The following is a 24,789-nucleotide window of genomic DNA, read 5'->3' as shown; positions in this document are numbered from 1 at the left end:
TCAGTTCTCCTGTGAAGCCTGCGCCGCGGATTGCGCGCCGGCCACTGTGCGGTTCCATGCCAGCCCGGGCGGCAGGTGCGCGGGTCCGAAGAGGAAATGAAGGACGCGCCGGCGCACCGGCAACTGGGCGCGGGACGATGCATGCAGCAGCAGGGGCCGCATCAGCAGTGCGTCGCCTCGCGCTGCCGTGCAGGTCGTCTCGCCGTGGGCCGCGCGCACGGCCTGCGACTCGACGTCGCTCAGCCGGCCGTTGCGATGGCTGCCCGGCACGACGCGCAGGGGGCCGGCGTCGGGGCCGCAATCGTCCATATGCACGCGTACGGCGAGCAGCGACTGCAGCAGCTCGGCCGAAGGCTGCACATACGGCTCGCCTTCCTTCACGACCGTCGGCAGGCTGTCGCTGGAGGCGGGAATCGAGGTGTCTTGATGCAGCGCGACCAGCCAGTTGCGCTCGGCCGTCTTGTCGAACAGGGTGCATTGCACGGCCACCGAGGCGCTGTCGAGCAAGCCGGCTTCAAGCAGTCGCGCTTTCAGCTCGACGGCGATCTGGCGGCATGCCGGGCTGCTCAGCAGATTGCGGCTGCCCGCCGCCTGCCCGAGCCAACGCCCGAGCGACTGCGCGGCTTCGTCCAGAAGATCGGGCGGCAGCAGCGCCGGCAGAAGCGCATAGCCCTTCTCGTCGAGCAACGCGGCCTGCCCGTCGGCGCTGGTCATTCGCGGTGGTAGGGATGACCTGCGTTCACCGACCACGCCCGGTACAGCTGCTCGACCAGCAGCACCCGCGCCATCGCATGCGGCAGCGTCAGGTCGGACAGGCGGATGCGCTCATGGGCCGCGGCCTTGAAGGCCGGGTCGAGCCCGTCGGGCCCGCCGATGACCAGCGCGACGTCGTCGCCCTCGCCTTGCCAGGATTGCAGCCGCGCCGCCAGCGCCTTGGTGGTCAGCGCCGTGCCGCGCTCGTCGAGCACGACGATGCGCATGCCGCGCGCAATGGCGCCTTCGATGCGCTCGCGCTCGGCGGCATACAGCGTTTCAAGCGACTTGGAGCCGCGCGGCTCGGTCTTGACCGCGCGCAGCTCGAGCTTGAGTTCGGGCGGGAAGCGCTTGGCGTAGTCGTCCCAGGCAGTCTGTGCCCAATCGGGCATGCGCTGCCCGACGGCGACCACCAGGAGCTTCATGCGCGGCGGGCTGGCGCCTTCTTGGCTGCCGCCGTCTTCTTCGCGGCGGGCTTCTTGGCCGCCGGCTTGCCGACGACCTTGACCGGCACGCGCGCGGTGGTGGTGCCGGTCTTCTTGGCGGGCGCCTTCTTGGCCGCGGTCTTGGCGGTGGCCCTCTTGGCCGGCGCCTTCGCGGCCTTGGCTTCCTGCTCGGCCGCGCGGATCGCGGTCTTGGCGGCGCTCGAGCGGCGCAGCGTCGGTTCCTTGGCGGTGCCCTTCTTCTTGGTCTCGGGCTCGTCCTTGACCGACGAACTCGTGGAAGCGGCAGGCTTGGCACCGCCGAGCTTGGCGCGCACCGGCTTGTCGCCCCAGATCTCTTCGAGGTGGTAGTACTGGCGGATGGCCGGCTGCATGATGTGCGCGACCGCGGCGCCGCAGTCCACGATGATCCACTCGCCGTTTTCCTCGCCCTCGATGCGCGGCTTGCCGAAACCGGCCTCGCGCACAGCGTCGCGCACGCTGGCGGCAAGCGCCTTGGTCTGGCGGTTCGAGGTGCCCGACGCGACGATCACGCGCTCGAACAGCGGTGACAGATGCTCTGTGTCGAATACCTGGATGTCCTGCGCCTTGACGTCTTCGAGACCATCGATGATGGCTCGCTGGAGTTTCTGGGTGTCTTTTTTGGCGGCGGCTTCAGTGGTCATCAGGCAGAGCGGTAGAGGTGGTGTTGGTCAATATAGCGTGCAACCGTGGCCGGAACCAGCGAGGAAATGTCCACGCCAAGCGCCGCGCGCCGCCGAATTTCGGTGGCGCTGATGTCCATAGGTGGCAATTCGAGCGCCTCGAAACGCGCACCGGCCGGGAGGCCGGGCAGCATTTTCGGATCAAAACGAGCAGTGTCGCCCGTCGATAATGCGCGATACGCTACAGAAACGATAGCAATGCCGAGTATATCCTGCCAGCCGTGCCAGGTCGGCAGCGCGCTTGCCTGGTCGGCGCCCATGATCAGCACGAGCTGTGCGCCAGGCTGCTCTTGCTGCAGTTCGTGCAGGGTGTCGAGCGTGTAGGTCGGGCCGTCGCGCAGCACTTCGCGGCTGTCGATGACGACCGTGCCTTTCAGTCCCGTGAAAGCCAGCCGCGTCATCGCGAGGCGATCTTCCTTGGGCGTGAGCGCCCTGCTCTTGTGCCATGCCTGCCCGGTGGGAATGACGTGCAGCTCGGCCAGATCGAGCTGCGCAAGCGCGGCTTCGGCAAGCGCCACGTGGGCGTTGTGCGGCGGGTCGAACGCGCCACCGAAAACGCCGATGCGCGGAGCCTTGCCGGAAGAAGAATTCACAGCCAGTCGCGCCGCACGATGAAGTCGCTGTACAGCGCGGCTTCGGGGCTCCCCGGCTCGGGCTGCTGCTGGTAGGCCCAGCTCGCCAGTGGCGGCATCGACAACAGGATCGATTCGGTGCGCCCGCCCGATTGCAGGCCGAAGTGCGTGCCGCGGTCCCATACGAGGTTGAACTCCACGTACCGGCCGCGCCGGTAGAGCTGGAAGTTGCGTTCGCGCTCGGTGTACGGCATGGCGCGGCGGCGCTCGACCACGGGCAGGTAGGCCGGCAGGAAGCCGTCGCCCACCGAACGGATCATGGCAAAGCCGTTCTCGAAGCCGCCCTCGGAAAAGTCGTCGAAGAAGATGCCGCCGACGCCGCGCTGCTCGCCTCGGTGCTTGAGGAAGAAATACTCGTCGCACCAGGTCTTGAAGCGCGGGTACTTGTCGTCGCCGAAGGGCGCGAGCGCATCGCGGCACACGGTGTGGAAGTGCACCGCGTCTTCCTCGAAGCCGTAGCACGGCGTGAGGTCCATGCCGCCGCCGAACCAGCAGACCGGCTCGCCGCCTTCGGGCAGTGCCGCCAGCATGCGCACGTTCATGTGGACGATCGGCACGTACGGGTTGCGCGGATGGAACACCAGCGACACGCCCATCGCCTCGAAAGGCGCGCCAGCCAACTCGGGCCGGTTCTGCGTGGCCGATGGCGGCAGCTTCGGCCCGCGCACCTGCGAGAAGCCGCAGCCGGCGCGCTCGAACAGCTCGCCGCCTTCGAGGATGCAGGTCAGGCCCTGGCCCTGCAGCGGTTCGCCGGGCTCTTTTTGCCAGGCGTCGCGCACGCAAGCGCCACCGTCAGCCTTTTCCACCGTTGAAATGATCGATTGCTGCAGTCCGCGCAGATAGTCGCCGACCGCCGCCGGGTTGGTTTGCTGCATCAAGCGTTGGGAGGAGTGTTGCGCGCATGAAGCGCGCGGAATCCGATGTCCTTGCGGTACTGCGCGCCGTCGAACTTGACGCGCGCCGCCACCTCGTAGACCCGCTGTTGCGCGAGCTTCACGCTGTCGGCCAGCACGGTCACGCAAAGCACGCGGCCGCCGCTGGTCTTGAGCTCGCCGTTGTCCAGCGTGGTGCCGGCGTGGAACACCACCGCGTCGGGCGCCTCGGCCGGAATGCCGGTGATGCGGTCGCCCTTGCGCGGCGACAGCGGATAGCCGTGCGCGGCCATCACCACGCCCAGCGCCACGCGACGGTCCCATTGCAGCTCGACCTGGTCGAGCGTGCCGTCGGTGGCGTGCCAGAACACCTCGAACAGGTCGGACTTCAGGCGCATCATGATCGGCTGCGTCTCGGGGTCGCCCATGCGGCAGTTGAACTCGAGCGTCTTCGGATGGCCGGCCGCGTCGATCATCAGGCCGGCATACAGGAAGCCGGTGTAAGGAATGCCGTCCTTTTCCATGCCGCGGATGGTCGGCAGGATGATCTCGCGCATGGCGCGCGCATGCACCTCTGCCGTGACCACCGGCGCGGGCGAATACGCGCCCATGCCGCCGGTGTTGGGGCCTTCGTCGTTGTCGAGCAGGCGCTTGTGGTCCTGGCTGGTGGCCAGCGCGGTGACGTTCTTGCCGTCGCACAGCACGATGAAGCTGGCTTCCTCACCCTGCAGGAATTCTTCGATGACGACACGCGCGCCGCCTTCGTTGTGCGACACGCCGAACTTGTTGTCGACCAGCATGAAGTCGACCGCCTCGTGCGCTTCCTGCGCGGTCATGGCCACCACCACGCCCTTGCCGGCTGCCAGGCCGTCGGCCTTGACGACGATCGGCGCGCCCTTGGCGTCGATGTAGGCATGCGCGAGCGCGGCGTCGGTGAAGGCTTCGTATTCGGCCGTGGGAATCTTGTGGCGCTTCATGAACGCCTTGGAAAACGCCTTGGAGCTTTCGAGCTGCGCGGCGGCCTGCGTGGGCCCGAAGATGCGCAGGCCGTGCTCGCGGAACTCGTCGACCACGCCGGCCGCCAGCGGCGCCTCGGGGCCGACCACGGTCAGCGCGATCTTTTCCTTGATGGCCCACTCGCGCAGCGCGGCGGGCTCGGTGATGTCGATGCAGTCGTAGCGTTCGTCGCTCGCGGTGCCGCCGTTGCCGGGGGCCACGTACACGCGGCTCACCCGGGTGGCCTGCGCCAGACGCCACGCCAGAGCGTGTTCACGGCCCCCTCCCCCAATTACCAGTACCTTCATTCGCGGGCCTTCATTTCTCGCTGTGATTCAACAAACATTCATTCGTGCTTACTCGGACAACGAGGCGTTGTGATAAACGTCCTGCACGTCGTCCAGGTCCTCGAGCACGTCGAGCAACTTCTGCATTTTCGCGGCGTCCTCGCCGGCGACTTCGATGGGGTTCTCGGCGCGCATGGTGACTTCGGCCACCTCGGGCTTCAGGCCCGCGGCCTCGAGCGCGTTCTTGACGGCTTCGAAGTCGGCAACGGGAGTGAGCACTTCGATGGCGCCGTCGTCGTCGGTGACGACGTCTTCGGCGCCCGCTTCGAGCGCCACTTCCATCACCTTGTCTTCATCGGTGCCGGGCGCGAAGACGATCTGGCCGCAATGCTTGAACTGGAAGGCCACCGAGCCTTCGGTGCCCATGTTGCCGCCGTACTTGGAGAAGGCGTGGCGCACTTCGGCCACGGTGCGCACGCGGTTGTCGGTCATGGTGTCGACGATGATCGCCGCGCCGCCGATGCCGTACCCTTCGTAACGAATTTCTTCGTAATTGACGCCTTCGAGGTTGCCGGTGGCCTTGTCGATGTTGCGCTTGATGGTGTCGATGGGCAGGTTCACGGCCTTGGCCTTTTCAACCGCCAGCCGCAGCCGGGGGTTGGAGCCCAGGTCAGCGCCGCCGGCGCGCGCCGCCACCGTGATTTCGCGAATGGCACGGGTCCAGAGCTTGCCGCGTTTCTCGTCCTGACGGCCCTTGCGGTGCTGAATATTTGCCCATTTGCTATGTCCGGCCATGGCTTTCTATCTCGCTGTCTTGTGTTTTCAAAGCAAGCTCCGAGTTTACTGTCCGGCGCACACAACGCCCGGAGGGGCCCCGGATTTCGGGCCCGGGCTTTTGGTGATAATCGTTCGATGACGCCATCGCCTACCGGCGGCCCCGTGACGCCCGTCGTCCTGCCGCCACACGCTCCCCTGCCGCTGTACTACAGCAACGAGGCAGAGCACCAGGCGTTCCTGCGTCGCATCTTCGACAACACGGCTGCCGACTACGACCGCATCGAAAGCGTGCTCGCCTTCGGCACCGGCCCCTCCTACCGCCGCGCGGCGCTGCAGCAGGCGGGTCTGGCGCCGGGCGCCGAGGTGCTCGACGTGGGCATCGGCACCGGGCTGGTGGCGCGCGAGGCGCTGAAGCTCATCGGCCCGACCGGCAAGCTCGTGGGCGTGGACCCCAGCGCCGGCATGATGGACCAGGTGAAGCTGCCCGGCGTCGAGCTGGTGCAGGGCGTGGCGGAGGCCCTTCCCCGCCCCGACGCCAGTTGCGATTTCGTGAGCATGGGCTACGCCATGCGCCACATCAGCGACGTGGCCGCCGCCTTCGGCGAATTCCACCGCGTGCTGCGCCCCGGCGGGCGCGTGGTGGTGCTCGAAATTACCAAGCCCGAGGGCCGCGTCGCGACGGCGCTGCTCAAGGGCTACATGCGCGCCGTGGTGCCGCTGATCGCCCGCGTGGTCGGTCGTCGGCGTGACACCTCGGAACTGTGGCGCTATTACTGGGACACGATCGAGGCCTGCATTCCCCCTGAACAGGTGGTGCAGGCGCTGGCCGCGGCGGGTTTCCGCGACGTGCGCCGGCATGCCAGCCTCGGCGTGTTCTCTGCCTATACCGCCATCAAACCAGACCATATCGTCGAGGCAAGGTGACAGTGCAAGTTCAGGACGAAACCTCTTCTTCTTCCCATCTGCGCGTGGAGCGCCTTTCGTTGCCCGACAGCCTCGCGCTGGCCGCCGGCGGCAAGGCGCCGTTCGCGGCGCTGGGCTACGGCACGCCGCACGGCGTGGCGTGGATGCCGACAGTCAATGCGCGCGTGCTCTCGTCCAACGGCGCGATGGCCGATGTGTGGCACCTGACGGCGCCGCATATCGAGTCGGGCACCACCGGCATCGCGCGCTGGCGCACCGACGGCCAATGGCTGCTGGGCGCCATCGACCTCGACGAGGCGACCGAGAAGCAAGGCTTGACCGAACTCGCGCGCCGCGCCTACAGCGACCTGTTCAAGACGCTCGACCAGGCCGGCATTCCGCACCTGCAGCGCATCTGGAACTACCTGCCGCAGATCAACGCCGACGGCGGCGGGCTGGAGCGCTACCGCCAGTTCAATGCAGGCCGTCAGGAAGCCTTCCTCGAAGCCGGCCGCGCCGCCTTCGAGGGCGCGCCGGCCGCCTGCGCGCTGGGCATCCACCAGGGTGCGCTGTCGATCCGCTTCCTGGCCGGCCAGCAGGCGCCGCTGCCGGTAGAAAACCCACGCCAGGTGTCTGCCTATCGCTACCCCGAGACCTACGGCCCGCGCTCGCCCACCTTTTCGCGCGCGGCGCTGTCGGACATCGGCGACGGCAACATCGCGCTCTTCATCTCCGGCACCGCGAGCATCGTGGGGCATGAAACCATTCACCACGGCGACGTGCTCGAGCAGACCCGCGAGACGCTGCGCAACCTGCAGGCCGTGATCACCGCCGCCAACGAGCGCGGCACCGCACAGTTCTCGCTGGCCGAGCTCGACTGCGTGGTGTACGTACGGCATCCATCCGACACCGAGGCGGTGCGCGGCATCATCGAGAGCACGCTAGGCGCCGATGCGCCGATGGCGCGCCATGCGGTGTACCTGGAAGCCGACATCTGCCGCAGCGACCTGCTGGTCGAGATCGAGGCGCACACGGTTGCAGCCGGCCGATTGCGGGCCTGACTTGCCGGCGCCCGACCGACCGGCCGACGGCCCCGATCGCCCGACGACTGACTCAATGACCCGAGTGCTGCGCATTCTCACGTCGATCCCGCTTGCGTTGATGCTTTACGCGCTGCTGCTTTTCCTGGGCCTGATCTCTCTGGTCTGGAACTTCGTGGCCATGCTGATCTACCCGCTGATGCCCATGCGCCCTGCCCGCGCGCTGGGCCGCATGACCATCGCGTTCGCCTACCGCATGTTCTGGTGGCTGGCGTCGGTGACGGGCATGATGCGCATCGACGCCACCTGCCTCGACCCGATGCGCAAGGAGCCCGGCGTGATCTTCGTGGCCAACCACCCGACCATGCTCGACGCCCTGCTGCTGGTGGCGCGTCTGCCGCGCAGCGCCTGCATCATGAAGGCCGACCTGATGGGCAACATCTTCCTCGGCGCGGGTGCGCGGCTGGCGCGCTACATCAGCAACAAGTCGGCCCGCATGATGGTGCGGCTGGCGGTGAACGACCTGCGCAACGGCGGGCAGCTGGTGATCTTTCCCGAAGGAACGCGCACGGTGACGCCGCCGCTCAACCCCTTTCGGCCCGGCGTGACGCTGATCGCCAAGCTGGCGCAGGCGCCGATCCAGACCGTGTTCATCGACACCGACTCGCCCTATCTCAGCAAGGGCTGGCCGCTGTGGCGGGTGCCGCCGCTGCCGATCGTCTTCACGCTGCGGCTGGGCAAGCGCTTCGCGGCCACGCAGGACAGCGATGTGCTGCAGGCCGACCTGGAACACTACTTTCGCCAAAACATGGAACAGCGCGCCACCGACGCGTCCCCCGAATGCCAGACGCCTCGCGCACCCACCTTGTCCTGATCCCGAGCTACAACACGGGAGAACGCGTGTTCTCCACGGTCGAGGCCGCGCGCGCTCAATGGAACCCGGTATGGGTGGTGGTGGACGGCAGCGACGACGGCACGGGCGAGCGGCTGCAGCAGATGGCCGCCAGCGATCCCGGCCTGCGGGTGTGGGTGCTGCCGCAGAACCAGGGCAAGGGCTCGGCGGTGCTGCACGGACTGCGCGCCGCGCAGGACGCCGGCTTCACGCATGCGCTGACGATGGACTCCGACGGGCAGCATCCGGCGGACCTGATTCCCGAATTCATGAAAGCCTCGCTGGACCGGCCCGAGACGATGGTGCTGGGGCGCCCGGTGTTCGACGCGAGTGCGCCGCTGCTGCGCGTGCGCGGGCGGCGCGTATCGAATGGGTGGACGCAGCTAGAAACCTTGTTTGCCGGGGTGGGCGATTCGCTCTACGGCTTTCGGGTGTATCCGGTGGGCGACCTGATCGCGGTGATGGCCAAGCAGCCGTGGATGCGGCGCTTCGACTTCGACACCGAAGCGGTTGTCCGGCTGGCCTGGCGCGGGGTCAAGCCGGTGAACATCGATGCGCCGGTGAAATACCTGAGCGCCGAGGAAGGCGGGGTTTCGCACTTCCGCTATGGGCGGGACAACGTGCTGCTGACGTGGATGCACACGCGGCTGATGGTGGAGTTCGTGCTGCGGCTGCCGGGGTTGGTGTTTCGGAAGCTGGCTGGGAAGCCGCCGTTTCAGGACTGAATCTTTGTTCTTGCCGGATAGCGCCCGGTACGCGGTACGGCGCGGTCAGCCCCACTGCGCCGGCCCTTCGGGCTTCCCTGCGGTGCTCGCATTTCGCGGGGTCTCGCAGAACTCGCTTCGCTCAAACAGCTGCGAGCCCTGATCCGCGAAACGCTGCGCTCCTCGGCGGCACAGAGGGGCCGACCACACCGCACCACGCACCGGGCTTGTCGGGTGGTTGAGGCCGATGCCCTCACCCCAGCCCTCTCCCGGAGGGAGGGGGAGCAAGACAAAAGGCTGATCTCGAATAGGGAGGACGTGCCACGGCTTTGTCCACGGCGGTGGGTGCTGTGCCCTTGGGTGGCCGTTGAGGCACCGCCGAGCAGCGCAGTGGCGGGCGGATCAGGGCTCGCAGCTGTTTGAGCGCAGCGAGTTCTGCGAGACCCCGCCCGTCGCGAGCAGCGCAGGGAAGCCCGAAGGGCCGGTGACGTTGGCCGCCCAAGGGAACAGCGCCCACCGCCGCACCCCAAAAGTCAAAGCGTCAGATCATCCCGCCATTGACCGAAATCACTTGCCCAGTGATGTACCCGGCCTCGTTGCCAGCAAGGAACGCGGCCAAGGCAGCCACCTCTTCCGGTGTCCCGGCCCGCTTCACAGGCACCATCTGGTTGATGACCGCCGGATCGAACACCGCATCCGCCATGGGCGACGCAATGATCCCCGGCGCGATGGCGTTCACCGTCACGCCGCGCGACGCCACTTCGAGCGACAGCGCCTTGGTTGCGCTGTTGAGCGCGCCTTTGGCCGCAGCGTAGTTGACCTGCCCGCGATTGCCGGCGATGGCGGCCACCGACGAGATGTTCAGGATGCGTCCCCAGCGTGTGCGCATCATCGGAAGCAGCAAGGGCTGCGTGACGCGGAAGAAGCCGTTGAGCGAAACGTCGATCACCTTGTGCCACTGCTCGGCACGCATGCCCGGCAGCACTGCGTCGTCGTGCACGCCCGCGTTGTTGACGAGGATCTGGACCGAGCCGCCCTCGAGGATGCGCGCGCAAGCCGCCGCGCAAGCCTCGTCGCTGCGCAGGTCGAACACATGGCATTCCGCCTTGCCGCCGTCGGCCGAAATGGCCTCGGCCAGTTGCTCGACCGCTTCCGGCCGCGAGTTGGCGTGCAGCAGCACCGTCGCGCCCTCGCGCGCGAAGCGGCGGGCCATGGCCGCGCCGAGCGCGCCGCTGGCGCCGGTGATCAGGGCGCGTTTTCCTTCGAGACTCATGACGATGTGCTTTCTTCCGCGGCCAGCGGCGTGTTCAGGACCACCACGGCACGGCCCTCGGCCAGCGAGCGGCCGTCTTCGGCCTTCACCGTGAATTCATAGAGGATCTGGCGGTCGTCGCCAGACAGGCGCTTCGCGCGCACCTGCAAGGCACCGTCGATATCGTCGAGTCGCGCCACCGCCAGCTTGACGTTGCGCGCGCTCGCCAGAAAACCGGCCGACGGCGTGCTGCCTTCGGCCGCCAGCAGGCCGCCGTGCAGCGCCATCGCCTGCGCGGCGTATTCGATGGCGTTCGGCGCGAGCAAGCCACTCTCGGTGCGCAGCGGGTTGTCGTCCTGGGCATGCGTGGTGGTGCTGCAATGGATCGCGTCGGCGTCCCAGCTTTCGAGCCGCTCCAGCAGGCACATGCTGCCGCTGTGCGGAATGCGCTGCGCGATGCCGGCGCGGTCGAGCGTCTGCGGCGCGGTCATGCGGCGCGGTCCACTTCCAGGTCGGCCACCAGAAGCACGTTGGCAAAGGGGGTGCCCTCGCTCATCGGGATGCTGTGCACGCGAAAGCCCAGATGGTCGAGCAAGGCGGTCCACTCGGCCAGCGGGCGCCCCCAGGTCGGCGAGACCTTGTGGCCGCGAACGCGCGTCACCGTGCGGTCGACCCACTGGCTGATCGCGAAGCCGCGGCGGCTCGACGCATCGCCCACGCGCAGCAGCAGCCGCGCCTGCGGGTTGCCGCCGCGCCGCAGCGCGTCGCGCACGCGCAGCAGAACGCCCTGCTGCGCCTCCAGGTTCACGTAGTGCAGCACGTCCAGGATCACGACGAGGTCGCAGTCGGGCAGCTCGGCCGAGCACATGTCGGCGCAGACCAGCTTGGGCGTGGGCTGCAGATGGCCGATGGAGGCTTCGGCGCGCGCCACGTCCTTGGGCATCAGCTCGATGCCGGTGTAGTCGGCGCTGTCCGGCGTGGCGGACCACGACGCGGGCCAGCGGCCTTTTTTCTGCATCGCGCTCATCGACGCGAGCAGGCTGGCGAACAGGCCCTGCCCGCAGCCGATGTCGACCACGCGACGGTGCTGCGCACCGATCAGGCCGCGCTCGAGCAGGCCGCGGAACACCGGGTCGCGCCCGAGCTTGCCGCGCGCGAAGTGCCAGGCGAAGCTGCCGCCCTTCTTGTAGGGAATGGTCGCGGCTTCATGCAGCTCGCGCCATGCGTTGTCGGTTGCGCCCCGCGAGGGCAACACCGCGCTCATGACTTCATGCCCTCGGGCAAGGTGACAGCGCGCAGTCCATCGGCGCGCAGACGTTCGAGCAACAAGGGCAATACCTCCAGCAAAACGGGTTGTCCTTCGGCGGTGCGCGCGGCATTGCCGTCGTGCAGCAACAGGATGTCGCGCGCCTGCAGGTTGCGGCTCAGGCGCGCCATCACCTTGGCGGCGTCGCCTTCGCGCGTGTCGAAACCGCGCCGCGTCCAGCTCACCAGCGAAAGGCCGAGGCTGTGCAGCACGGGTTCCAGGAAAGGGTTGCGCAGGCCGGCCGGCGCGCGGAAACAGGTCGGGCGCTGGCCGGTGACGTCGCTCAAGATGTCCTGCGCGCGCGCGATCTCGGCGGCGAAACCGCTCGGTCCGAGAAAGGAAAAATTGTGACGATGCCGCGCCGTGTGGTTCTGGATGCTGTGGCCGCGCGCCACGATCTCGCGCGCCAGCGCGGGCTGCGCCAGCACGCGCTCGGCAATGCAGAAGAAGGTGGCGCGCTGGCCGTGCGCGTCGAGCAGGTCGAGCACGCGCGGCGTGACCTCGGGCTCCGGTCCGTCGTCGATGGTGATCGCCACCTCGCGGCGCGCGCCGGCCGCTTCAGGCAAGCGCGTGACATTGGGGCCCAGCAGGCTGCTGCGCGGCGTGAGGCCGGCGCCTGTGATCAGTGCATGGTTCAGCACGATGGCGCCCACGGCCCACGGCAGTGCGCCCGGCACCAGCACACCCGCGCCGATGGCGGCAACGTGCCAAGCAGCGCTGGCCCGGATGGCCGGCGGCCAGGGCCAGGATTCACGAGGAGCGGAGGCGGAAGACATGAGACCGGATTTTCCCCTCATCAACCGCGCGAAGCCTTCGAAGGCCCCACGCTGCGTGCGAACGCCGCCGACAGCAGCAGCGCCAGCAGCGCCCCCGGTGCGACCACGCGGCCGATCGACGAAAGCGCGGGAATGTCGGAGATCGCGATCAGCCCGAAGGACACCACCGTCGTCAGGTTGGCCAGCATCAGCGAGGCCAGCGTGTCCTCGTCGGCCCGGCCGGTGGTGCGCAGCTGGTCGAAGAACAGCGCGTAGTTGGAGCCCACCGCCACGATCAGCAGCAGCCCCACCAGGTGCAGGATGCCCAACGCCGCCTGCAGCACTGCCATGCCGCCCAGCGTGAGCACCACCGCGAACAGCAGCGGCTGGCACACGGCCAGAAGCCGGCGCCACGAGCGCAGGTAGATGCCCAGCAACACCACCACCGCCAGCGCGCCCAGCAGCACCTGCACGAAGGCTTCGTGCAGGTAGCGTTGATAGAGGCCGGCCAGCTCGCGGCCGACATCGACCACCTGCACTTCGGGCAGTCCGGCCAGCGCGGTCTCGAGCCGCTTCTGGTCGAACTTGGCGCCGGGGTGCAGCACCACCAGCGTGCCCCAGCCGCCGCCCGGGCGCTGGTACATCAGCGTATTGAGCACCGAGCCCAGCGGGCCGCCGGCCAGGTCGGCGCGCTGCACCGGCTGCAGCTTGCGCGCGGCCTCCACGTCCTTTACGAAAGGTTCGAGGCGTGCCGCCGGCAGCGGCATGCCCTGCGTCGCCTCGGCAAGATTGGCGCGGAGGGTATCGCCGGACGGCAGGCCGCCGATGCGCGCCGCCTGGGTCTGCAGGCTGGGCAGCACGCGCGTGACGGTCTCGTAGCCCATGAGTTCGCCGCTGTCCACGAGCGCATCGAGCCGCGCCGCCGCGGCCTCGGTGTTGCGCAGCGCGGCCTGCTCGTCGTCGCCGTAGGCCACCACCAGCACGCCGCCATCGCTGGCGCCGATGTCGTTGCGCAGCATCTCGTCCATCTGCTGGGCGGCCTTGGGCACCGGGCTCATCGCGCCCAGGTCGCCGCGCCACAGATGGCCGCCCTGCCACAGCACCAGCCCCAGCGCCGCCACGCCGAGCGCGGCCAGCGGCCAGCGCAGGCGCGGCAGGCCGCGCACCAGCGCACCCGCGAGCTGCGCCATGTAGCGGCGCATGCCCATGCCGGTGGCGCCGTCGGGCGCGAGCATCGGCAGCACATAGCGCGTGGCCAGCGCGGCAGACACCAGCCCGGCGATCGAAAACACGCCCAGCTGCGCCAGCCCCGGAAAGCCCGAGAACACCAGCGCGGCAAAACCGCACACCGAAGTGAGCAAGCCCAGCCGCACGGTCGGCCAATTCAGGTCGCGCCAGCGTTGCCAGCCGGTGCCAGCCACGGCCGCGCCGCGCGCCTGGATGAGGTAGTAGATGGCGTAGTCGACCGTCTCGCCGATCAGCGTGCTGCCGAAGCCCAGCGTCAGCCCGTGCACGGAGCCGAACACCAGGCTCACGCTCGCGGTGCCGACCACCACGCCCGTGGCCACTGGCAGGAAGGCAATGACCAGCGCGCGCGGCGAGGCAAAGGCCAGCAGCAGCAGCCCGCCCATCACGATGCCGCCCACCACCGCGAGGTGAATGGCTTCGGTCTTGATCTTGTCTCGGCTCATCACCGAGAAAACCGGCGGGCCGCTCAGCAGCAGCTTGGGCGCGTCGGCCCCCATGCCGCGAGCGACCGCTTCGTAGGCCGCATTCACCCGCGCGATGGCCACGGCCTGCGCGTCGAGGTCGCTGCCGGCGGCACGGGTGGTCGCGATCATCAGCGCGCGCGGCGCGCTGCGCGACATCCACACGCCGTCTTCGCTGCGCGGTGCGCTCGCGGGCACCAGCTCCATCGCGATGCGCTGGGTTTCGCCGGTGGGGTCGCGGTCGAGCAGCGGCTTGATGACGTTGCCGGCCGGCGTGCCGAGCATCGACAACGTCTCGTTGATCGCGTCGCGCAGGCCGGCGACGGTGAACTGCCCCGGCGTGACGCCCGGCGACAGCTGGTAGCGATGCTCGAAGACCCAGGTGCCGGCGTCGCTCCAGTCGCTGACGTCGCCGTTCTGCACCAGGTCGAACAGCTGGCTCTCGCGCATGCTCTTGGCCACCGCGCGCGACACCGTGGCGCGCTGCTCGACGCTGCCGCCCTCGATGCCCAGCATCAACGTGCGCGAAGCCACGCCGCTTTGCAGCTGCTCGATCAGCACCCGCTGGCGCACGTCGGGACTCTTGGGCAGGAAGGCCGAGAGGTCGGCGCCGATCTGCGTGCGCGCGATGACGACCGCGCCGCAAACCAGCACAAGCAGCCATGCCAGCAGCACGACTGCCCTGCGCCGCCAGCTTGGCGGCCCGCCAGCCTGCCCCACGGTCACGGCGTGCCGCGGCCGGCCGCGCCGGAAGGTGCCGCGCCCGCGGGCGCCGTGCCGGGCGCGTTCGGCGAAATGTTCATGACCGAGCGGTCGCCGCCGATGAACTCCATTTCGAGGCCCAGCACGTCGCTTGCGCGGCCGCTGATGCGCATGCTGCGCACCTGGGCGGCCAGCCGGCTGTCGAGCGGCACCAGATCGAGCGTCCACTTGGCTGCGGAGCCCGTGACGGTGCTGCGGAAGTAGCGCTGCAGCGTGGCGCCGTCGCCGGTCAGCGTGCCGCGCATGGCTTCGACCAGGCCTTGCAGCTCGGGCATGCTGTCCAGTGCCAGCGTGCGGGTGCGCCCGCCGCGCGACAGAGTCAGCGTGTTGCCCTCGACCGCCATGGTCTCGATGCGCGGCGACAGGGTGCGGCGCACCAGCTTGTCGGGCGCGTCGAAGTTCAGGGTGCCGCTGGCGTCGAGCGGGCCTTCCAGGCCGTGCACGAAGCGTTGTTCGGTGAAGCGGGCCTCGCCGCTCTTCTGCTTGGCCAGCAGGGTCATCAGCTCGGGCAGGTCGAACGCCGCCCAGGCCGGCACGGCGCAAAAAGCCAGTGCCAGCACGAATGCCTTGCAGAGCCGGTCAAGCCGCATCTTCGAGCCAGAAATCATGAAAGTTGAACCAGTTGTAGGGGTGTGCGCGGCACAGCGCCTCGAGCCGCGCGACATAGGCCTCGAGCGCGGCGCGGATGCGCTCCTCGCGCTGCGCCAGGCCCGACACCGGCTCGCCGAAGTCGGCCAGCGCATCGAACTGCACGTCGTAGCGCGCGCCGCCGCCGTAGAGGCCCGCCATGAAGAACACCTTGCGACGCAGCAGCGCGGCAAGCCGGAAGGGACCGTCGTTGAAGCACGCCGGCTGCCCCAGGAACGGCAGCACGATGTTGTTGCCGCGCTGGTGCGCCGGCTGGTCTTCGCCGCCCGGCAGCGTGCGGTCGGCCAGCATGCCGGCCAAGCCGCCGCCGTCGAGCCAGTCGCGCAGTGCGAGCATCGAATGCGGCCGGCCCAGCGCGATGACATGCGGCCGCAGCTCGGGCACCGCGATGGCGTCGAGCGTGGCGGTGATGCGCCGTGCGTTGTCCGGGTACATGAGCATCGCGATGCGCAGGTTGTGCTGGTGCGTCTGCTGGCGGCAGGCGCCCAGCGCCTCGAAGCTGCCGACGTGGGCGCCGAGCAGGAAGGCGCCGCGCCCCTGCGAAAGCTCTTTGTCGATCGGCAGGTTGCCGTCGATGCTGACCTTGAACAGGTCCATGCGGCCGCGCAGGAAGTACACCCGGTCGAGCACCGTCGATGCAAAGGCGTGCAGCAGGCGATAGCCGTCGATCCAGCCCGCATGCGGGCCGATGGCCCTGAAAAGATAGCGCTTGATGTGCCGCCGCTGCGCGGGCAGGAACAGCAGGAAGTAAAGGCTGATGGGCGGCAGCAGCAGCCGCGTGACATGCCGCCCGAACACCACCGCCATGAAGCAGATGAAGCGCAGCGCGAGCATGTTGCTGCGCTCGGGCGTGTGGGCCCAATCGCCCTTTTCGCTTTTTTCTCCCTTCGGCGCGGACCGGGGCGCCTGGGCCGCCTCGTTCACGGCGCGCGCTTCGACATCGGTGTGCTTCATCAGGCCGACTCTTGCACGGCCGTCCATCGTCCGCTGACAGCCACCACGCCGTCGCAACGCACGTCGAAACGTACGCCGCGGCCCGCGCCGGCCTCCGGATGCAGTTCGATCGACAGCGTGCTGCCGGGCCGCACGGGCGCCAGGAACTTGGCGGCCGCCAGCGTCGGGTTGGCGCCCAGCCGGTTGGCCAGCGCCGGCACGCGCTGCACGGCTTCCATGACTTCGGCGAGCAGCAAGGCGCCCGGCACCAGCGGCTGGCCGGGGAAGTGGCCGGCGAAGACCGGGTGGTCGACCGGCACGGTGTGGGCCAGTTGCACCGGCGTGTCGTCTTCGGCGAGCTGGGCCAGCGCGAACTCGCGCAGCGCGCGCACCGTGAGCTTGCCGGTGCCTTCGCGCGGGAAGGCCTTGACCTGCACCACGCGGCGCGGCACGAACACCGCTTCGAGCCGCTGCCGCAGCGCGGCGATGATCTCCCCCGCCGAAAGCGTGGGCGCCACCACGAAGGCCACGGGCCGCACCACCCCGTCGGCCACCTCGTCGGGCAGCCAGAAAGCGCCGTCTTCCACGCCGGGAATGCTGTTGAGGTGGTAATTGAGGTGGGCCAGCGAACTGCGCCGCCCCGCCACGTGGATCAGGTCGTTGGCGCGCCCGAACAGGCGAAAGCGCCGCTCGTCGAGCAGCTCGAGCACGTCGGCCATGGGCGTGGGCTCGGGTATGAAGTCGCCGCTGAAGATGAAGCGCTCCGGCCCGCCGCCCTCGCCCGGCTCGGCGTGCACGCGGATGTCGCCGAAGGTTTCCCAGACTTCGCTTTCGGTCGTGCGGCGCGTGGCGACCTGGCCCGACTCGGTGCTGCCGTAGATCTCGAGCAGCACGGCGCCCATGGCCTGCTCGGCCTGCAGCGCGAGCTGGGGCGACAGCGGCGCGGTGGCCGAGAGAATCAGGTCCACCGGCGGCAGCGCGATGCCCGAAAGCAGCAGCGTCTTCAGGTGGAAAGGCGTGGTCACCAGCGCGCGGGGGCGCGGCACCGAGGCCAGCGTCTGCGCCACGTCGGCCGGGAAGAAGGGCCGCCCGCTTTCGAAGGCCGCGCCGCCCAGCATGGCCAGCAGCGCCGACGATTCGATGCCGTAGCTGTGCTGCACCGGCACGGTCGCGACCAGCGTCAGGCCTTCGAGCGACGAACGGCCGAGCACGCGGCACAGGCGCTTGACCGCCACGGCCACGTCGCCCACCAGCGTGCCCCAGGTCTTGGCATGGGGCTGGGGCACACCGGTCGAGCCCGAGGTCAGCAGGCTGACCGCGTGCATGCCGGCATTGATTTGCGGCACCGCACCGCTTGCGTCGCCTTCGAGGCTGGAGCGGTCTTCGATCAGCACGCGGCGCATGCCGGGGGTCTGGAGCTTCGGGTCGTCGGTGAGCGCGAACAGGCGGGGGCCGCCGGACTCGACCAGGCGCGCGAGCGTGTCGGGCCGGGCATCGGGCGGCAGCAGGCTCGCGTGGCCGCGCACCAGCGCCGCGCCCAGGCTCACGGCAAAGGCGTAGCGATCGACGCACAGGTTGACCGCGGGGCCGTCTTCCGGCAGTTCGGGGGCGAAGCGGGCCACGTCGGCCAGGAACTGCCGTGTGCTCACCGGCACGCCGGCGCGCCAGGCCAGGGGGGCATCGGGGTCGCGGTCCGCGAGCAGCGGCAGGAGGAAGTTGTCTGTCGTCGTCACGCGGGCAGCGCCTGTGTCATTGGCCGCCGGCGCTGGAATCCACCGACGACGTGCCATAGAACGCGCGCACCGCATCGACCAGGCGCGTACGTTCGAATTCGGGATGCAGCCGGTAGCGCACCAGGTGTTCGCCGACGAACAGCACGCCCACCATCACGGGCGACAGCACGTTGGCGAACAGCGACCAGTCGGAAAACGGCCGCGTCAGGTAGATGGCGATGGACGCCAGCACCACGACCGCGAAATACGCCGTCCAGATGCGCGTGAGCTGCGTGGTGTAGGCCAGCATGTGCCCCTTGAGCGGGTGCACGCGCTGCGCGAACTGGGTGATCAGCGGCAGGCCTTGCCCGCGCAGCGTGGAGCCGAACCAGCCGCACAGCAACGCATTGATGGCCACGTGCTGGAACACGTAGAGACGGTTAGGGTCGCCCGCCTCACCGAGGAAGACGAGCACGAAGCCGGCAATGCCCAGCAGCACGGCGCCGGCGCAGCCCCAGCGGCCGAAGCGGCTGGCGGCAAAGCCCACGGCGGCCAGCCACAGCGGCCCCAGCAACACGACCACCGCCCACGGCTCGGTGGCGTGGAACAGCGTCATCCAGTGCGAGAGGCCGGCATAAGCGACTCCCAGCAGCAGCAGGAGCGCCAATCGCCATCGAGACATGGGAATCAGGTAGCGACGCGGTGCTGGGCGACGTGGGTCGCGAGCGTGCGCAGCGACTGGAAGATCTGCTGGTTGCGCTCGTCGTCCGAGCGCAGCTGGAACCCGTAGCGGCGCGAGACTTCGAGCGCGACTTCGAGGATGTCGATCGAATCGAGCCCCAGGCCTTCGCCGTACAGGGGGTCGGTGGGCACGATGTCCTCGGGGGCGATCTCGAGGTTCAACGCATTCACCAGCAACACGGCCAGCTCTTTTTCGGTGGGCGACTGTTCAGGCGAATCGCCTACGGCGGAAGAATTGGTTTGTACGGTCGAGGACAACACGTGCTCCGGTTTACTTTGCGTTGATACGAAAATTCGCAGCCATTGTAAAGGCGGGGTTTGGATAGACTGCCCGCAAATATCTGAGTGAGGACCCTATGACAGAGCCATTGTTGATCGCACGCCACGAGACTGTCGAGTGCGCCCTCCTGCCCGCCCTGGCCAACCGCCACGGCCTGATCACCGGTGCCACCGGCACCGGCAAGACCGTCACGCTGCAGACCATGGCCGAAAAGCTGTCCGGCATCGGCGTGCCGGTGTTCATGGCCGACGTGAAGGGCGACCTGACCGGCATCAGCCAGAAAGGCAGCATCGGCGCCAAGCTGGCGGCCACGCTGAAGGAGCGCGGCATCGACGTGCCCGAGCCCTCCGCCTGCCCCGTCACGCTGTGGGACGTGTTCGGCGACCAGGGCCACCCGGTGCGCGCCACCATCTCCGACATGGGCCCGCTGCTGCTGAGCCGCATGCTCGACCTGAACGACACCCAGGCCGGCGTGCTGAACCTGGTGTTCAAGATCGCAGACGACAACGGCCTGCTACTGCTCGACCTGAAGGACCTGCGCGCCATGCTGCAGTACGTGGGCGAAAACGCGAGCCAGTTCACCACGCAGTACGGCAACATCAGCGCCGCCAGCGTGGGCGCCATCCAGCGCGGGCTGGTGCAGATCGAGACCCAGGGCGGCGACAAGTTCTTCGGCGAGCCGATGCTCAACATCGCCGACTTCATGCAGACCGTGGGCGGCAAGGGCGTGATCAACATCCTGGCGGCCGACAAGCTCATGAATTCGCCGCGCCTGTACGCCACCTTCCTGCTGTGGATGCTGTCGGAGCTGTTCGAGCAATTGCCCGAAATCGGCGACCCCGAGCAGCCCAAGCTGGCTTTTTTCTTCGATGAAGCCCACCTGCTGTTCAACGAAGCGCCCAAGGCGCTGGTCGAGCGCATCGAGCTGGTGGTGCGGCTGGTTCGCTCCAAGGGCGTGGGCGTGTATTTCGTCACCCAGAACCCGCTGGACATTCCCGACACCGTGCTCGCCCAGCTCGGCAACCGCGTGCAGCACGCGCTGCGCGCCTTCACCCCGCGCGACCAGAAAGCCGTGAAGGCGGCCGCCAGCACCATGCGGCAGAAGCCGGGGCTGGACATCGAGACCGCCATCACCGAGCTCGCCGTGGGCGAGGCGCTGGTGAGCTTCCTCGACGAAAAAGGCCGCCCCAGCGTGACCGAGCGCGTGTTCGTGCTGCCGCCGGGCAGCCAGCTCGGCCCGATCACGCCGGACCAGCGCAAGGCGCTGATCGCCAATTCGCTGGTGGCGGGCGTCTACGAGAAGGCGGTGGACCGCGAATCGGCCTATGAAAAGCTCAAGGGCCGCGCCGACAGCGCACCCGGCGCGCCGACGGCCACGCTGCCGGGCGGCAAGCCGGCGGCGGAAGCCTCCGGCTCGGGCATGGGCGGCATGCTCAACGACATGCTCTTCGGTACCACCGGCCCGCGCGGCGCCAAGCACGACGGCCTGGTGCAGACCATGGCCAAGTCGGCGGTGCGCACCATGGGCACGTCGGTGGGCAAGGAGATCCTGCGCGGCGTGCTCGGCGGGATCTTCGGCAGCAAGAAGCGCTGATCCCGGGGCGGCGGCGCCTACCAGCGCAGCAGGCGCGGCCCGAGCACCGCGCCCACCAGCACCGGCACGGCAATCCCGCTGACGTACCAGACGGCAAGGAACGGCGCAGTCAGCTCCATGCAGTGCAGCGCATAGACCGCCGCACCAAGGCCCCCGGCCAGCGCCCCGGCCGCGGCGCCGGCCAGCGCCGGCCGCGTGGGCGCCAGGCCCCTGAGCGCCACCATCGTGGCCGCGAACACGGGCAACGCCATCAGCCCGATGCTGACCGCGCAGACGCGCCACGACTGCCCCATGAGCGACGGCATGCGCTCCTCGGGCGGCACGACGAACCAGGCGATCACCGCCAGCGCCCAGATGCCGATCACCGGCAGCGCCGCACCGGTCCACGCATGCCGCGCGGGCACGCCCGGCCGCGCGAGCCGCTGCACCGCCACGAAACCGGCCGCCGCGATGCACAACGGGAACACCACCTTGACCCAGAACATCGGCCAGAACATGGCCTGCACGATGTCGCGCCGCATGCCGTATTCGGCGAACAGGATGAAGAGCGACACCGGCAACCCGGCCAGCACCGCCAGGCCGATGCGCCCGCTCGCGCTGCGGCGCGGTACCGCCACGTTGCCGGTGGACAGCATCGCCACGAGGTCGTCGGTCTTCATGCGGCGCCTCCCCAGCGGTTGCCGAAGCGCGCGGCCAGCGCCTTCAGGCCGCGGTGGATGCCGACCTTCACGGCCGATTCCGACATGCCGGTAAGGCTCGCGGCCTCGGCCACCGAAAGGCCCTCGATCTTCACGTGCACGATAGGAAGGCGCTGCCGTTCGGGCAGGGTCTGGAGCAGTCCGCCCAGGTCGCGCCGGGCATCGCTGGCCTCCTCGGCCGATTCGGCGAACACGGCCAGGTCGTCGTCCAGCGGGTCGTGCAGGTCTTCACGGACCGACTTGGCGCGCAGCAGGTCGATCATCTTGTAGCGGGCAATGGCATGCACCCAGGCCGTCAAGGGCTGGTCGCTCTGGTAGGTGTGACGCTGGTTGTGCATGGCGAGCAGGCATTCCTGGACGAGGTCTTCCACTTCATCGGGCCAGCCAAAAAGACGCTTGCCCAGAAAGGCGCGCAGGTGCGCGCTGAGTTGCTGCAGGAAGTCGCGGTAGGCCCTGGCGTCGCCGTCCAGTCCGCGAAGGAACAGGCTGCGCAGCGCCGCTTCCGCGTCGCCCGGGTTCGTCCTGCTGCCTACTGTGTTTCGTGCCATCCGGTCGGCTGGTTACAGCCCTGCCCAAAAAAAGGTTGCGGCCGATTGTGCCGAAGCCGTCTGCTTGCAAGCACCACACACCATCGGTACATTGTGTTTTTTGAGGGTCCCCAATGTCTGCAGACAGCACAACGATCCCTTCCGCCCCGGGCAGCACCACGCCCCTCCCCCCGCTTCACCCTTCTTCGTCGACCGGCCACATCCGGCTGACCTCCCATGCCGGCGGGTTCGGCGCGCTGCCCATCCATTGGGGCGCGGCCACCGCCGTCGAGCGCGGGCCGGTGGTCGGCACCACCACCAAGCGGGCGCATCGCAACGTCATAGGCACGCACAGCGGCTCCTACAGCGTGTACCGCGCGCTGGCCGTGGCCTCGGGCGCGCTCAAGCGCGAGCACAAGGCCGACCTGACCAACACCGCCCCCACCGACGTGATCGGCCCCTACCCGCAGTGGAGCGAGCCGGGCCGCATCGTGTCGCTCGACCCCTGGGGCGCGCAGGTGGCCGACGTGTTCGCGGCCGAACTCGCCGCGGGCTACGACATCCGCCCGACCATCGCGATCACCAAGGCCCACGTGATCCTGCCCGAGGTGATCGAGGCGCTGCAGAGCGGGCGGCTCAAGGCCGACGGCCACTTCCTCACGACCGGCGGTGCGGCCATGGTCACCAAGGCCGCGATCGAGCCCGTGTGGTACCTGCCCGAGGTGGCGCGGCGCTTCGGCTGCTCCGAGACCGACCTGCGCCGCACCCTGTTCGAGGAAACCGGCGGCATGTACCCCGAACTCGTCACGCGCTCCGACCTGGAAGTGTTCCTGCCGCCCATCGGCGGGCAGACGCTCTACATCTTCGGCAACCCGCGCGACCTGGCCAACCCGGCGGTCGAACTCACCGCGCGCATCCACGACGAGTGCAACGGCTCCGACGTGTTCGGCTCCGACATCTGCACCTGCCGCCCCTACCTCACGCACGCCATCGAGGAATGCATCATGGGCGCGCAGCGCGGCGGCGTCGGGCTCATCGCCTACTCGCGCAAGGAAGGCCGGGCACTGGGCGAAGTGACCAAGTTCCTGGTCTACAACGCCCGCAAGCGGCAGGTGGGCGGCGACACGGCCGACCAGTATTTCGCCCGCACCGAGTGCGTGGCCGGCGTGCAGGACATGCGCTTCCAGGAGCTGATGCCCGACGTCTTCCACTGGCTGGGCATCAGGAAGATCCATCGGCTCGTGTCGATGAGCAACATGAAGTTCGACGCGATCACCGGCTCGGGCATCGAGATCGGCGAGCGCGTCAACATTCCCGACGAATTGATCCCGGCCGACGCCCGCGTCGAGATGGACGCCAAGATGGCGGCCGGCTATTTCACTCCCGGCCCGGTGCCGGACGCCGAAGAACTGAAAAAGGCCAAGGGCCGAGGACTCAGCGAATGACGACAAGCCGAAACAGCGATCCCAACATGCCCGTCGACGGCTCCGGCAGCCTGCCGCCCGGCGGCGCGGGCAAGGTCGACCCGTCGATCGAATTCACCGCCGACACCGCCCATCCGGCCGGCGCGGCCAGCCTGCTGCGCACCACGGCGGCCATCCGCCAGCGCGCCGGCGCCCTCCTGGCGCGCGCGCGGCGCGGCGAATCGCAGTGGTTCAGCATCGGCGCCGACGACACGCTGGAAGACGCCGCGCGCAACGTGGCCGAGGTGACGCGCGAGCGCTACCCCTGGGACACCATTCCGTACCACAGCCGCTGGCGCCACTTCGAGGCCGGCGGCGTCAACCGCATCGAGGAACTCGACACCCTGCTGGGCGAGGCCGATGCGCGACAGCGCGCCCGCGCCCACATCGACCTGGTGCTGGTGAGCGTGCTGCTCGACGCCGGCGCCGGCCCCGACTGGCACTACACCGAAGCCGCCACCGGCGAGCGCTTCACCCGCTCCGAGGGGCTGGGCGTGGCCAGCTACCACGCCTTCATGGCGGGGCTGTTCTCGTCCGACCCCGACCACCCCTACCAGGTCGACGCGGCCGGCCTGCGCGGGCTGGTGACCGACCGGCTGGGAGACGCCTTCCAGGTCAGCGAGGTGAACCCGCTGGTCGGGCTGGCAGGCCGGGCCACGCTGCTGCGCCGCCTGGGCGAAGCCATGAGCGAGCAGCCCGAGACCTTCGGCGACGACGGCCGCCCGGGCCGGCTGTTCGATGCGCTGGTCGGCCCCTACGGCCCGGCCGCGCCGCCCACGGCCGAGATCACGGCGCACCAGATTTTGTCGCTGCTGCTCGAGACGCTGTCGCGCATCTGGCCCTCGGCCAACTCGGTGGACAGCATCGCGGCCGACGGCAGCGACAGCGCCGGTGGCATCGGCTCGGGCGATCCGGCGCTGGCGCTGGGCGACTGCTGGCGCCACAGCGCGGTACGCGGCCCGGGGCTCACCAACGGCTGGATGCCCTTCCACAAGCTGTCGCAGTGGCTCACCTACTCGCTGCTCGAACCCTTCGAGTGGGCCGGCGTGAAGGTGCGCCACCTCGACGCCCTCACCGCCCTGCCCGAATACCGCAACGGCGGCCTGCTGATCGACAGCGGCGTGATCGTGCCCAAGGATCCAACCTTCCTCGCCCGCCGCTGGAAGGCGGCCGACGAATTCATCGTCGAGTGGCGAGCGTTGACCGTGGCGCTGCTCGACGAAGTGGCGCCGCGCGTGCGCAAGGTGCTCGACCGCACCGAGGAAGAACTGCCGCTGGCCTGCGTGCTCGAAGGCGGCACATGGGCGGCAGGCCGGGCATTGGCACAACGCTTGCGTAATGGAGCGCCACCGCTGCTGATCGAGAGCGACGGCACTGTCTTTTAGACTCTCGTGTTCTCCCAGCAA

General features: G+C 69.0%; 26 protein-coding genes. 7 read left to right on the top strand and 19 right to left on the bottom strand.

Annotated features, from left to right (window positions below; genetic code table 11):
- The 7 genes from L3V85_RS17480 to L3V85_RS17450 are packed head-to-tail and all read right to left on the bottom strand — an operon-like array spanning position 1 to position 5,482.
- Entirely contained in the window at positions 1 to 714 is a 714-nt protein-coding gene (locus L3V85_RS17480) for a phytanoyl-CoA dioxygenase family protein (protein WP_237680296.1), read from the bottom strand.
- Complete coding sequence (gene rlmH / locus L3V85_RS17475; protein WP_081270496.1) at positions 711 to 1,178, bottom strand: 23S rRNA (pseudouridine(1915)-N(3))-methyltransferase RlmH; 468 nt, start codon at positions 1,176 to 1,178, stop codon at positions 711 to 713. Before rlmH ends, L3V85_RS17480 begins: the two co-directional genes overlap by 4 nt.
- Entirely contained in the window at positions 1,175 to 1,861 is a 687-nt protein-coding gene (rsfS, locus tag L3V85_RS17470; RefSeq protein WP_237680295.1) for a ribosome silencing factor, read from the bottom strand. The genes rlmH and rsfS overlap by 4 nt, the downstream gene beginning before the upstream one ends.
- Complete coding sequence (nadD, locus tag L3V85_RS17465; RefSeq protein ID WP_237680294.1) at positions 1,861 to 2,493, bottom strand: nicotinate (nicotinamide) nucleotide adenylyltransferase; 633 nt, start codon at positions 2,491 to 2,493, stop codon at positions 1,861 to 1,863. The genes rsfS and nadD overlap by 1 nt, the downstream gene beginning before the upstream one ends.
- A complete protein-coding gene (gene hemF / locus L3V85_RS17460; RefSeq protein WP_237680293.1) occupies positions 2,490 to 3,407 on the bottom strand; it encodes an oxygen-dependent coproporphyrinogen oxidase in 918 nt (305 codons plus the stop codon). Before hemF ends, nadD begins: the two co-directional genes overlap by 4 nt.
- Positions 3,407 to 4,708, bottom strand: coding sequence for a phosphoribosylamine--glycine ligase (purD, locus tag L3V85_RS17455; protein WP_237680292.1), 1,302 nt, complete (start codon positions 4,706 to 4,708; stop codon positions 3,407 to 3,409). The genes hemF and purD overlap by 1 nt, the downstream gene beginning before the upstream one ends.
- Positions 4,709 to 4,756: 48 nt before the next feature.
- The gene (locus L3V85_RS17450; RefSeq protein ID WP_237680291.1) at positions 4,757 to 5,482 is read right to left on the bottom strand and encodes a YebC/PmpR family DNA-binding transcriptional regulator; all 726 of its coding nucleotides are present in this window, start codon (positions 5,480 to 5,482) and stop codon (positions 4,757 to 4,759) included.
- A gap of 117 nt (positions 5,483 to 5,599) precedes the next feature.
- Between L3V85_RS17450 and L3V85_RS17445 the strand changes: the two genes are divergently transcribed.
- The 4 genes from L3V85_RS17445 to L3V85_RS17430 are packed head-to-tail and all read left to right on the top strand — an operon-like array spanning position 5,600 to position 9,024.
- On the top strand, positions 5,600 to 6,388 hold the full coding sequence (locus L3V85_RS17445; RefSeq protein ID WP_237680290.1) for a class I SAM-dependent methyltransferase: 789 nt from the start codon (positions 5,600 to 5,602) through the stop codon (positions 6,386 to 6,388).
- A gap of 2 nt (positions 6,389 to 6,390) precedes the next feature.
- The gene (locus tag L3V85_RS17440; RefSeq protein ID WP_414080130.1) at positions 6,391 to 7,428 is read left to right on the top strand and encodes a hypothetical protein; all 1,038 of its coding nucleotides are present in this window, start codon (positions 6,391 to 6,393) and stop codon (positions 7,426 to 7,428) included.
- Between the two features lie 55 nt (positions 7,429 to 7,483).
- Positions 7,484 to 8,281 carry a lysophospholipid acyltransferase family protein gene (locus L3V85_RS17435; protein WP_237680288.1) on the top strand — a complete coding sequence of 266 codons (798 nt, stop codon included), beginning with the start codon at positions 7,484 to 7,486 and terminating at the stop codon, positions 8,279 to 8,281.
- Positions 8,248 to 9,024 (top strand): glycosyltransferase family 2 protein, encoded by a 777-nt coding sequence (locus tag L3V85_RS17430; RefSeq protein ID WP_237680287.1) that lies wholly within the window; start codon positions 8,248 to 8,250, stop codon positions 9,022 to 9,024. The genes L3V85_RS17435 and L3V85_RS17430 overlap by 34 nt, the downstream gene beginning before the upstream one ends.
- A gap of 520 nt (positions 9,025 to 9,544) precedes the next feature.
- Here L3V85_RS17430 and fabG read toward each other — a convergent pair.
- Genes fabG through L3V85_RS17380 form a run of 10 tightly spaced genes read right to left on the bottom strand, consistent with a single transcriptional unit; the run spans position 9,545 to position 19,079 of the window.
- A complete protein-coding gene (gene fabG / locus L3V85_RS17425; protein ID WP_237680286.1) occupies positions 9,545 to 10,276 on the bottom strand; it encodes a 3-oxoacyl-ACP reductase FabG in 732 nt (243 codons plus the stop codon).
- The gene (locus L3V85_RS17420) at positions 10,273 to 10,746 is read right to left on the bottom strand and encodes a hydroxymyristoyl-ACP dehydratase (RefSeq protein ID WP_237680285.1); all 474 of its coding nucleotides are present in this window, start codon (positions 10,744 to 10,746) and stop codon (positions 10,273 to 10,275) included. Before L3V85_RS17420 ends, fabG begins: the two co-directional genes overlap by 4 nt.
- The gene (locus L3V85_RS17415) at positions 10,743 to 11,519 is read right to left on the bottom strand and encodes a class I SAM-dependent methyltransferase (protein ID WP_237680284.1); all 777 of its coding nucleotides are present in this window, start codon (positions 11,517 to 11,519) and stop codon (positions 10,743 to 10,745) included. The genes L3V85_RS17420 and L3V85_RS17415 overlap by 4 nt, the downstream gene beginning before the upstream one ends.
- A complete protein-coding gene (locus tag L3V85_RS17410) occupies positions 11,516 to 12,337 on the bottom strand; it encodes a polysaccharide deacetylase family protein (protein WP_237680283.1) in 822 nt (273 codons plus the stop codon). Before L3V85_RS17410 ends, L3V85_RS17415 begins: the two co-directional genes overlap by 4 nt.
- A 20-nt stretch (positions 12,338 to 12,357) precedes the next feature.
- A complete protein-coding gene (locus L3V85_RS17405) occupies positions 12,358 to 14,751 on the bottom strand; it encodes an MMPL family transporter (RefSeq protein ID WP_237680282.1) in 2,394 nt (797 codons plus the stop codon).
- Positions 14,748 to 15,395, bottom strand: coding sequence for a LolA-related protein (locus tag L3V85_RS17400; protein WP_237680281.1), 648 nt, complete (start codon positions 15,393 to 15,395; stop codon positions 14,748 to 14,750). Before L3V85_RS17400 ends, L3V85_RS17405 begins: the two co-directional genes overlap by 4 nt.
- The gene (locus L3V85_RS17395; RefSeq protein ID WP_237680280.1) at positions 15,367 to 16,389 is read right to left on the bottom strand and encodes an acyl-CoA synthetase; all 1,023 of its coding nucleotides are present in this window, start codon (positions 16,387 to 16,389) and stop codon (positions 15,367 to 15,369) included. Before L3V85_RS17395 ends, L3V85_RS17400 begins: the two co-directional genes overlap by 29 nt.
- Complete coding sequence (locus L3V85_RS17390) at positions 16,389 to 18,101, bottom strand: AMP-binding protein (RefSeq protein ID WP_237680279.1); 1,713 nt, start codon at positions 18,099 to 18,101, stop codon at positions 16,389 to 16,391. The genes L3V85_RS17395 and L3V85_RS17390 overlap by 1 nt, the downstream gene beginning before the upstream one ends.
- 16 nt (positions 18,102 to 18,117) lie before the next feature.
- Entirely contained in the window at positions 18,118 to 18,762 is a 645-nt protein-coding gene (locus L3V85_RS17385) for a hypothetical protein (RefSeq protein ID WP_237680278.1), read from the bottom strand.
- A gap of 5 nt (positions 18,763 to 18,767) precedes the next feature.
- Positions 18,768 to 19,079 (bottom strand): phosphopantetheine-binding protein, encoded by a 312-nt coding sequence (locus tag L3V85_RS17380; protein WP_237680277.1) that lies wholly within the window; start codon positions 19,077 to 19,079, stop codon positions 18,768 to 18,770.
- Between the two features lie 98 nt (positions 19,080 to 19,177).
- On the opposite strand from L3V85_RS17380, the gene L3V85_RS17375 reads away from it, so the two are divergent.
- On the top strand, positions 19,178 to 20,695 hold the full coding sequence (locus L3V85_RS17375; protein ID WP_237680276.1) for a helicase HerA-like domain-containing protein: 1,518 nt from the start codon (positions 19,178 to 19,180) through the stop codon (positions 20,693 to 20,695).
- Positions 20,696 to 20,712: 17 nt separating this feature from the next.
- Here L3V85_RS17375 and L3V85_RS17370 read toward each other — a convergent pair whose 3' ends face one another.
- Positions 20,713 to 21,354, bottom strand: coding sequence for an NrsF family protein (locus L3V85_RS17370; protein ID WP_237680275.1), 642 nt, complete (start codon positions 21,352 to 21,354; stop codon positions 20,713 to 20,715).
- Positions 21,351 to 21,941, bottom strand: a complete 591-nt coding sequence (locus L3V85_RS17365; RefSeq protein WP_237680274.1) for a sigma-70 family RNA polymerase sigma factor — start codon at positions 21,939 to 21,941, stop codon at positions 21,351 to 21,353. The genes L3V85_RS17370 and L3V85_RS17365 overlap by 4 nt, the downstream gene beginning before the upstream one ends.
- A 113-nt stretch (positions 21,942 to 22,054) precedes the next feature.
- On the opposite strand from L3V85_RS17365, the gene L3V85_RS17360 reads away from it, so the two are divergent.
- Together L3V85_RS17360 and L3V85_RS17355 are read left to right on the top strand one after the other, a co-directional pair.
- Positions 22,055 to 23,365: a GTP cyclohydrolase II gene (locus L3V85_RS17360; protein ID WP_237680273.1), complete on the top strand. Its 1,311-nt coding sequence runs from the start codon at positions 22,055 to 22,057 to the stop codon at positions 23,363 to 23,365.
- Positions 23,362 to 24,768 carry a URC4/urg3 family protein gene (locus tag L3V85_RS17355; RefSeq protein ID WP_237680272.1) on the top strand — a complete coding sequence of 469 codons (1,407 nt, stop codon included), beginning with the start codon at positions 23,362 to 23,364 and terminating at the stop codon, positions 24,766 to 24,768. Before L3V85_RS17360 ends, L3V85_RS17355 begins: the two co-directional genes overlap by 4 nt.
- The last annotated feature ends 21 nt before the right edge of the window (positions 24,769 to 24,789 follow it).

It is taken from the genome of Variovorax paradoxus (genome assembly GCF_022009635.1).
Classification (GTDB): domain Bacteria; phylum Pseudomonadota; class Gammaproteobacteria; order Burkholderiales; family Burkholderiaceae_C; genus Variovorax.
Note: the sequence above shows the minus strand (reverse complement) of the source record. Positions and strands in the feature narration are given on the sequence as shown.

Bases quoted from the DNA above. Each gene is read 5' to 3' on its own strand.
- L3V85_RS17400 (WP_237680281.1), bottom strand. From the start codon at position 15,395: ATGATTTCTGGCTCGAAGATGCGGCTTGACCGGCTCTGCAAGGCATTC.
- L3V85_RS17450 (WP_237680291.1), bottom strand. From the start codon at position 5,482: ATGGCCGGACATAGCAAATGGGCAAATATTCAGCACCGCAAGGGCCGT.
- L3V85_RS17395 (WP_237680280.1), bottom strand. From the start codon at position 16,389: ATGAAGCACACCGATGTCGAAGCGCGCGCCGTGAACGAGGCGGCCCAG.
- rsfS (WP_237680295.1), bottom strand. From the start codon at position 1,861: ATGACCACTGAAGCCGCCGCCAAAAAAGACACCCAGAAACTCCAGCGA.
- L3V85_RS17415 (WP_237680284.1), bottom strand. From the start codon at position 11,519: ATGAGCGCGGTGTTGCCCTCGCGGGGCGCAACCGACAACGCATGGCGC.
- L3V85_RS17375 (WP_237680276.1), top strand. From the start codon at position 19,178: ATGACAGAGCCATTGTTGATCGCACGCCACGAGACTGTCGAGTGCGCC.
- fabG (WP_237680286.1), bottom strand. From the start codon at position 10,276: ATGAGTCTCGAAGGAAAACGCGCCCTGATCACCGGCGCCAGCGGCGCG.
- L3V85_RS17480 (WP_237680296.1), bottom strand. From the start codon at position 714: ATGACCAGCGCCGACGGGCAGGCCGCGTTGCTCGACGAGAAGGGCTAT.
- purD (WP_237680292.1), bottom strand. From the start codon at position 4,708: ATGAAGGTACTGGTAATTGGGGGAGGGGGCCGTGAACACGCTCTGGCG.
- L3V85_RS17420 (WP_237680285.1), bottom strand. From the start codon at position 10,746: ATGACCGCGCCGCAGACGCTCGACCGCGCCGGCATCGCGCAGCGCATT.
- L3V85_RS17445 (WP_237680290.1), top strand. From the start codon at position 5,600: ATGACGCCATCGCCTACCGGCGGCCCCGTGACGCCCGTCGTCCTGCCG.
- L3V85_RS17370 (WP_237680275.1), bottom strand. From the start codon at position 21,354: ATGAAGACCGACGACCTCGTGGCGATGCTGTCCACCGGCAACGTGGCG.
- L3V85_RS17355 (WP_237680272.1), top strand. From the start codon at position 23,362: ATGACGACAAGCCGAAACAGCGATCCCAACATGCCCGTCGACGGCTCC.
- L3V85_RS17435 (WP_237680288.1), top strand. From the start codon at position 7,484: ATGACCCGAGTGCTGCGCATTCTCACGTCGATCCCGCTTGCGTTGATG.
- L3V85_RS17385 (WP_237680278.1), bottom strand. From the start codon at position 18,762: ATGTCTCGATGGCGATTGGCGCTCCTGCTGCTGCTGGGAGTCGCTTAT.
- L3V85_RS17365 (WP_237680274.1), bottom strand. From the start codon at position 21,941: ATGGCACGAAACACAGTAGGCAGCAGGACGAACCCGGGCGACGCGGAA.
- L3V85_RS17430 (WP_237680287.1), top strand. From the start codon at position 8,248: ATGCCAGACGCCTCGCGCACCCACCTTGTCCTGATCCCGAGCTACAAC.
- L3V85_RS17360 (WP_237680273.1), top strand. From the start codon at position 22,055: ATGTCTGCAGACAGCACAACGATCCCTTCCGCCCCGGGCAGCACCACG.
- rlmH (WP_081270496.1), bottom strand. From the start codon at position 1,178: ATGAAGCTCCTGGTGGTCGCCGTCGGGCAGCGCATGCCCGATTGGGCA.
- L3V85_RS17410 (WP_237680283.1), bottom strand. From the start codon at position 12,337: ATGTCTTCCGCCTCCGCTCCTCGTGAATCCTGGCCCTGGCCGCCGGCC.
- hemF (WP_237680293.1), bottom strand. From the start codon at position 3,407: ATGCAGCAAACCAACCCGGCGGCGGTCGGCGACTATCTGCGCGGACTG.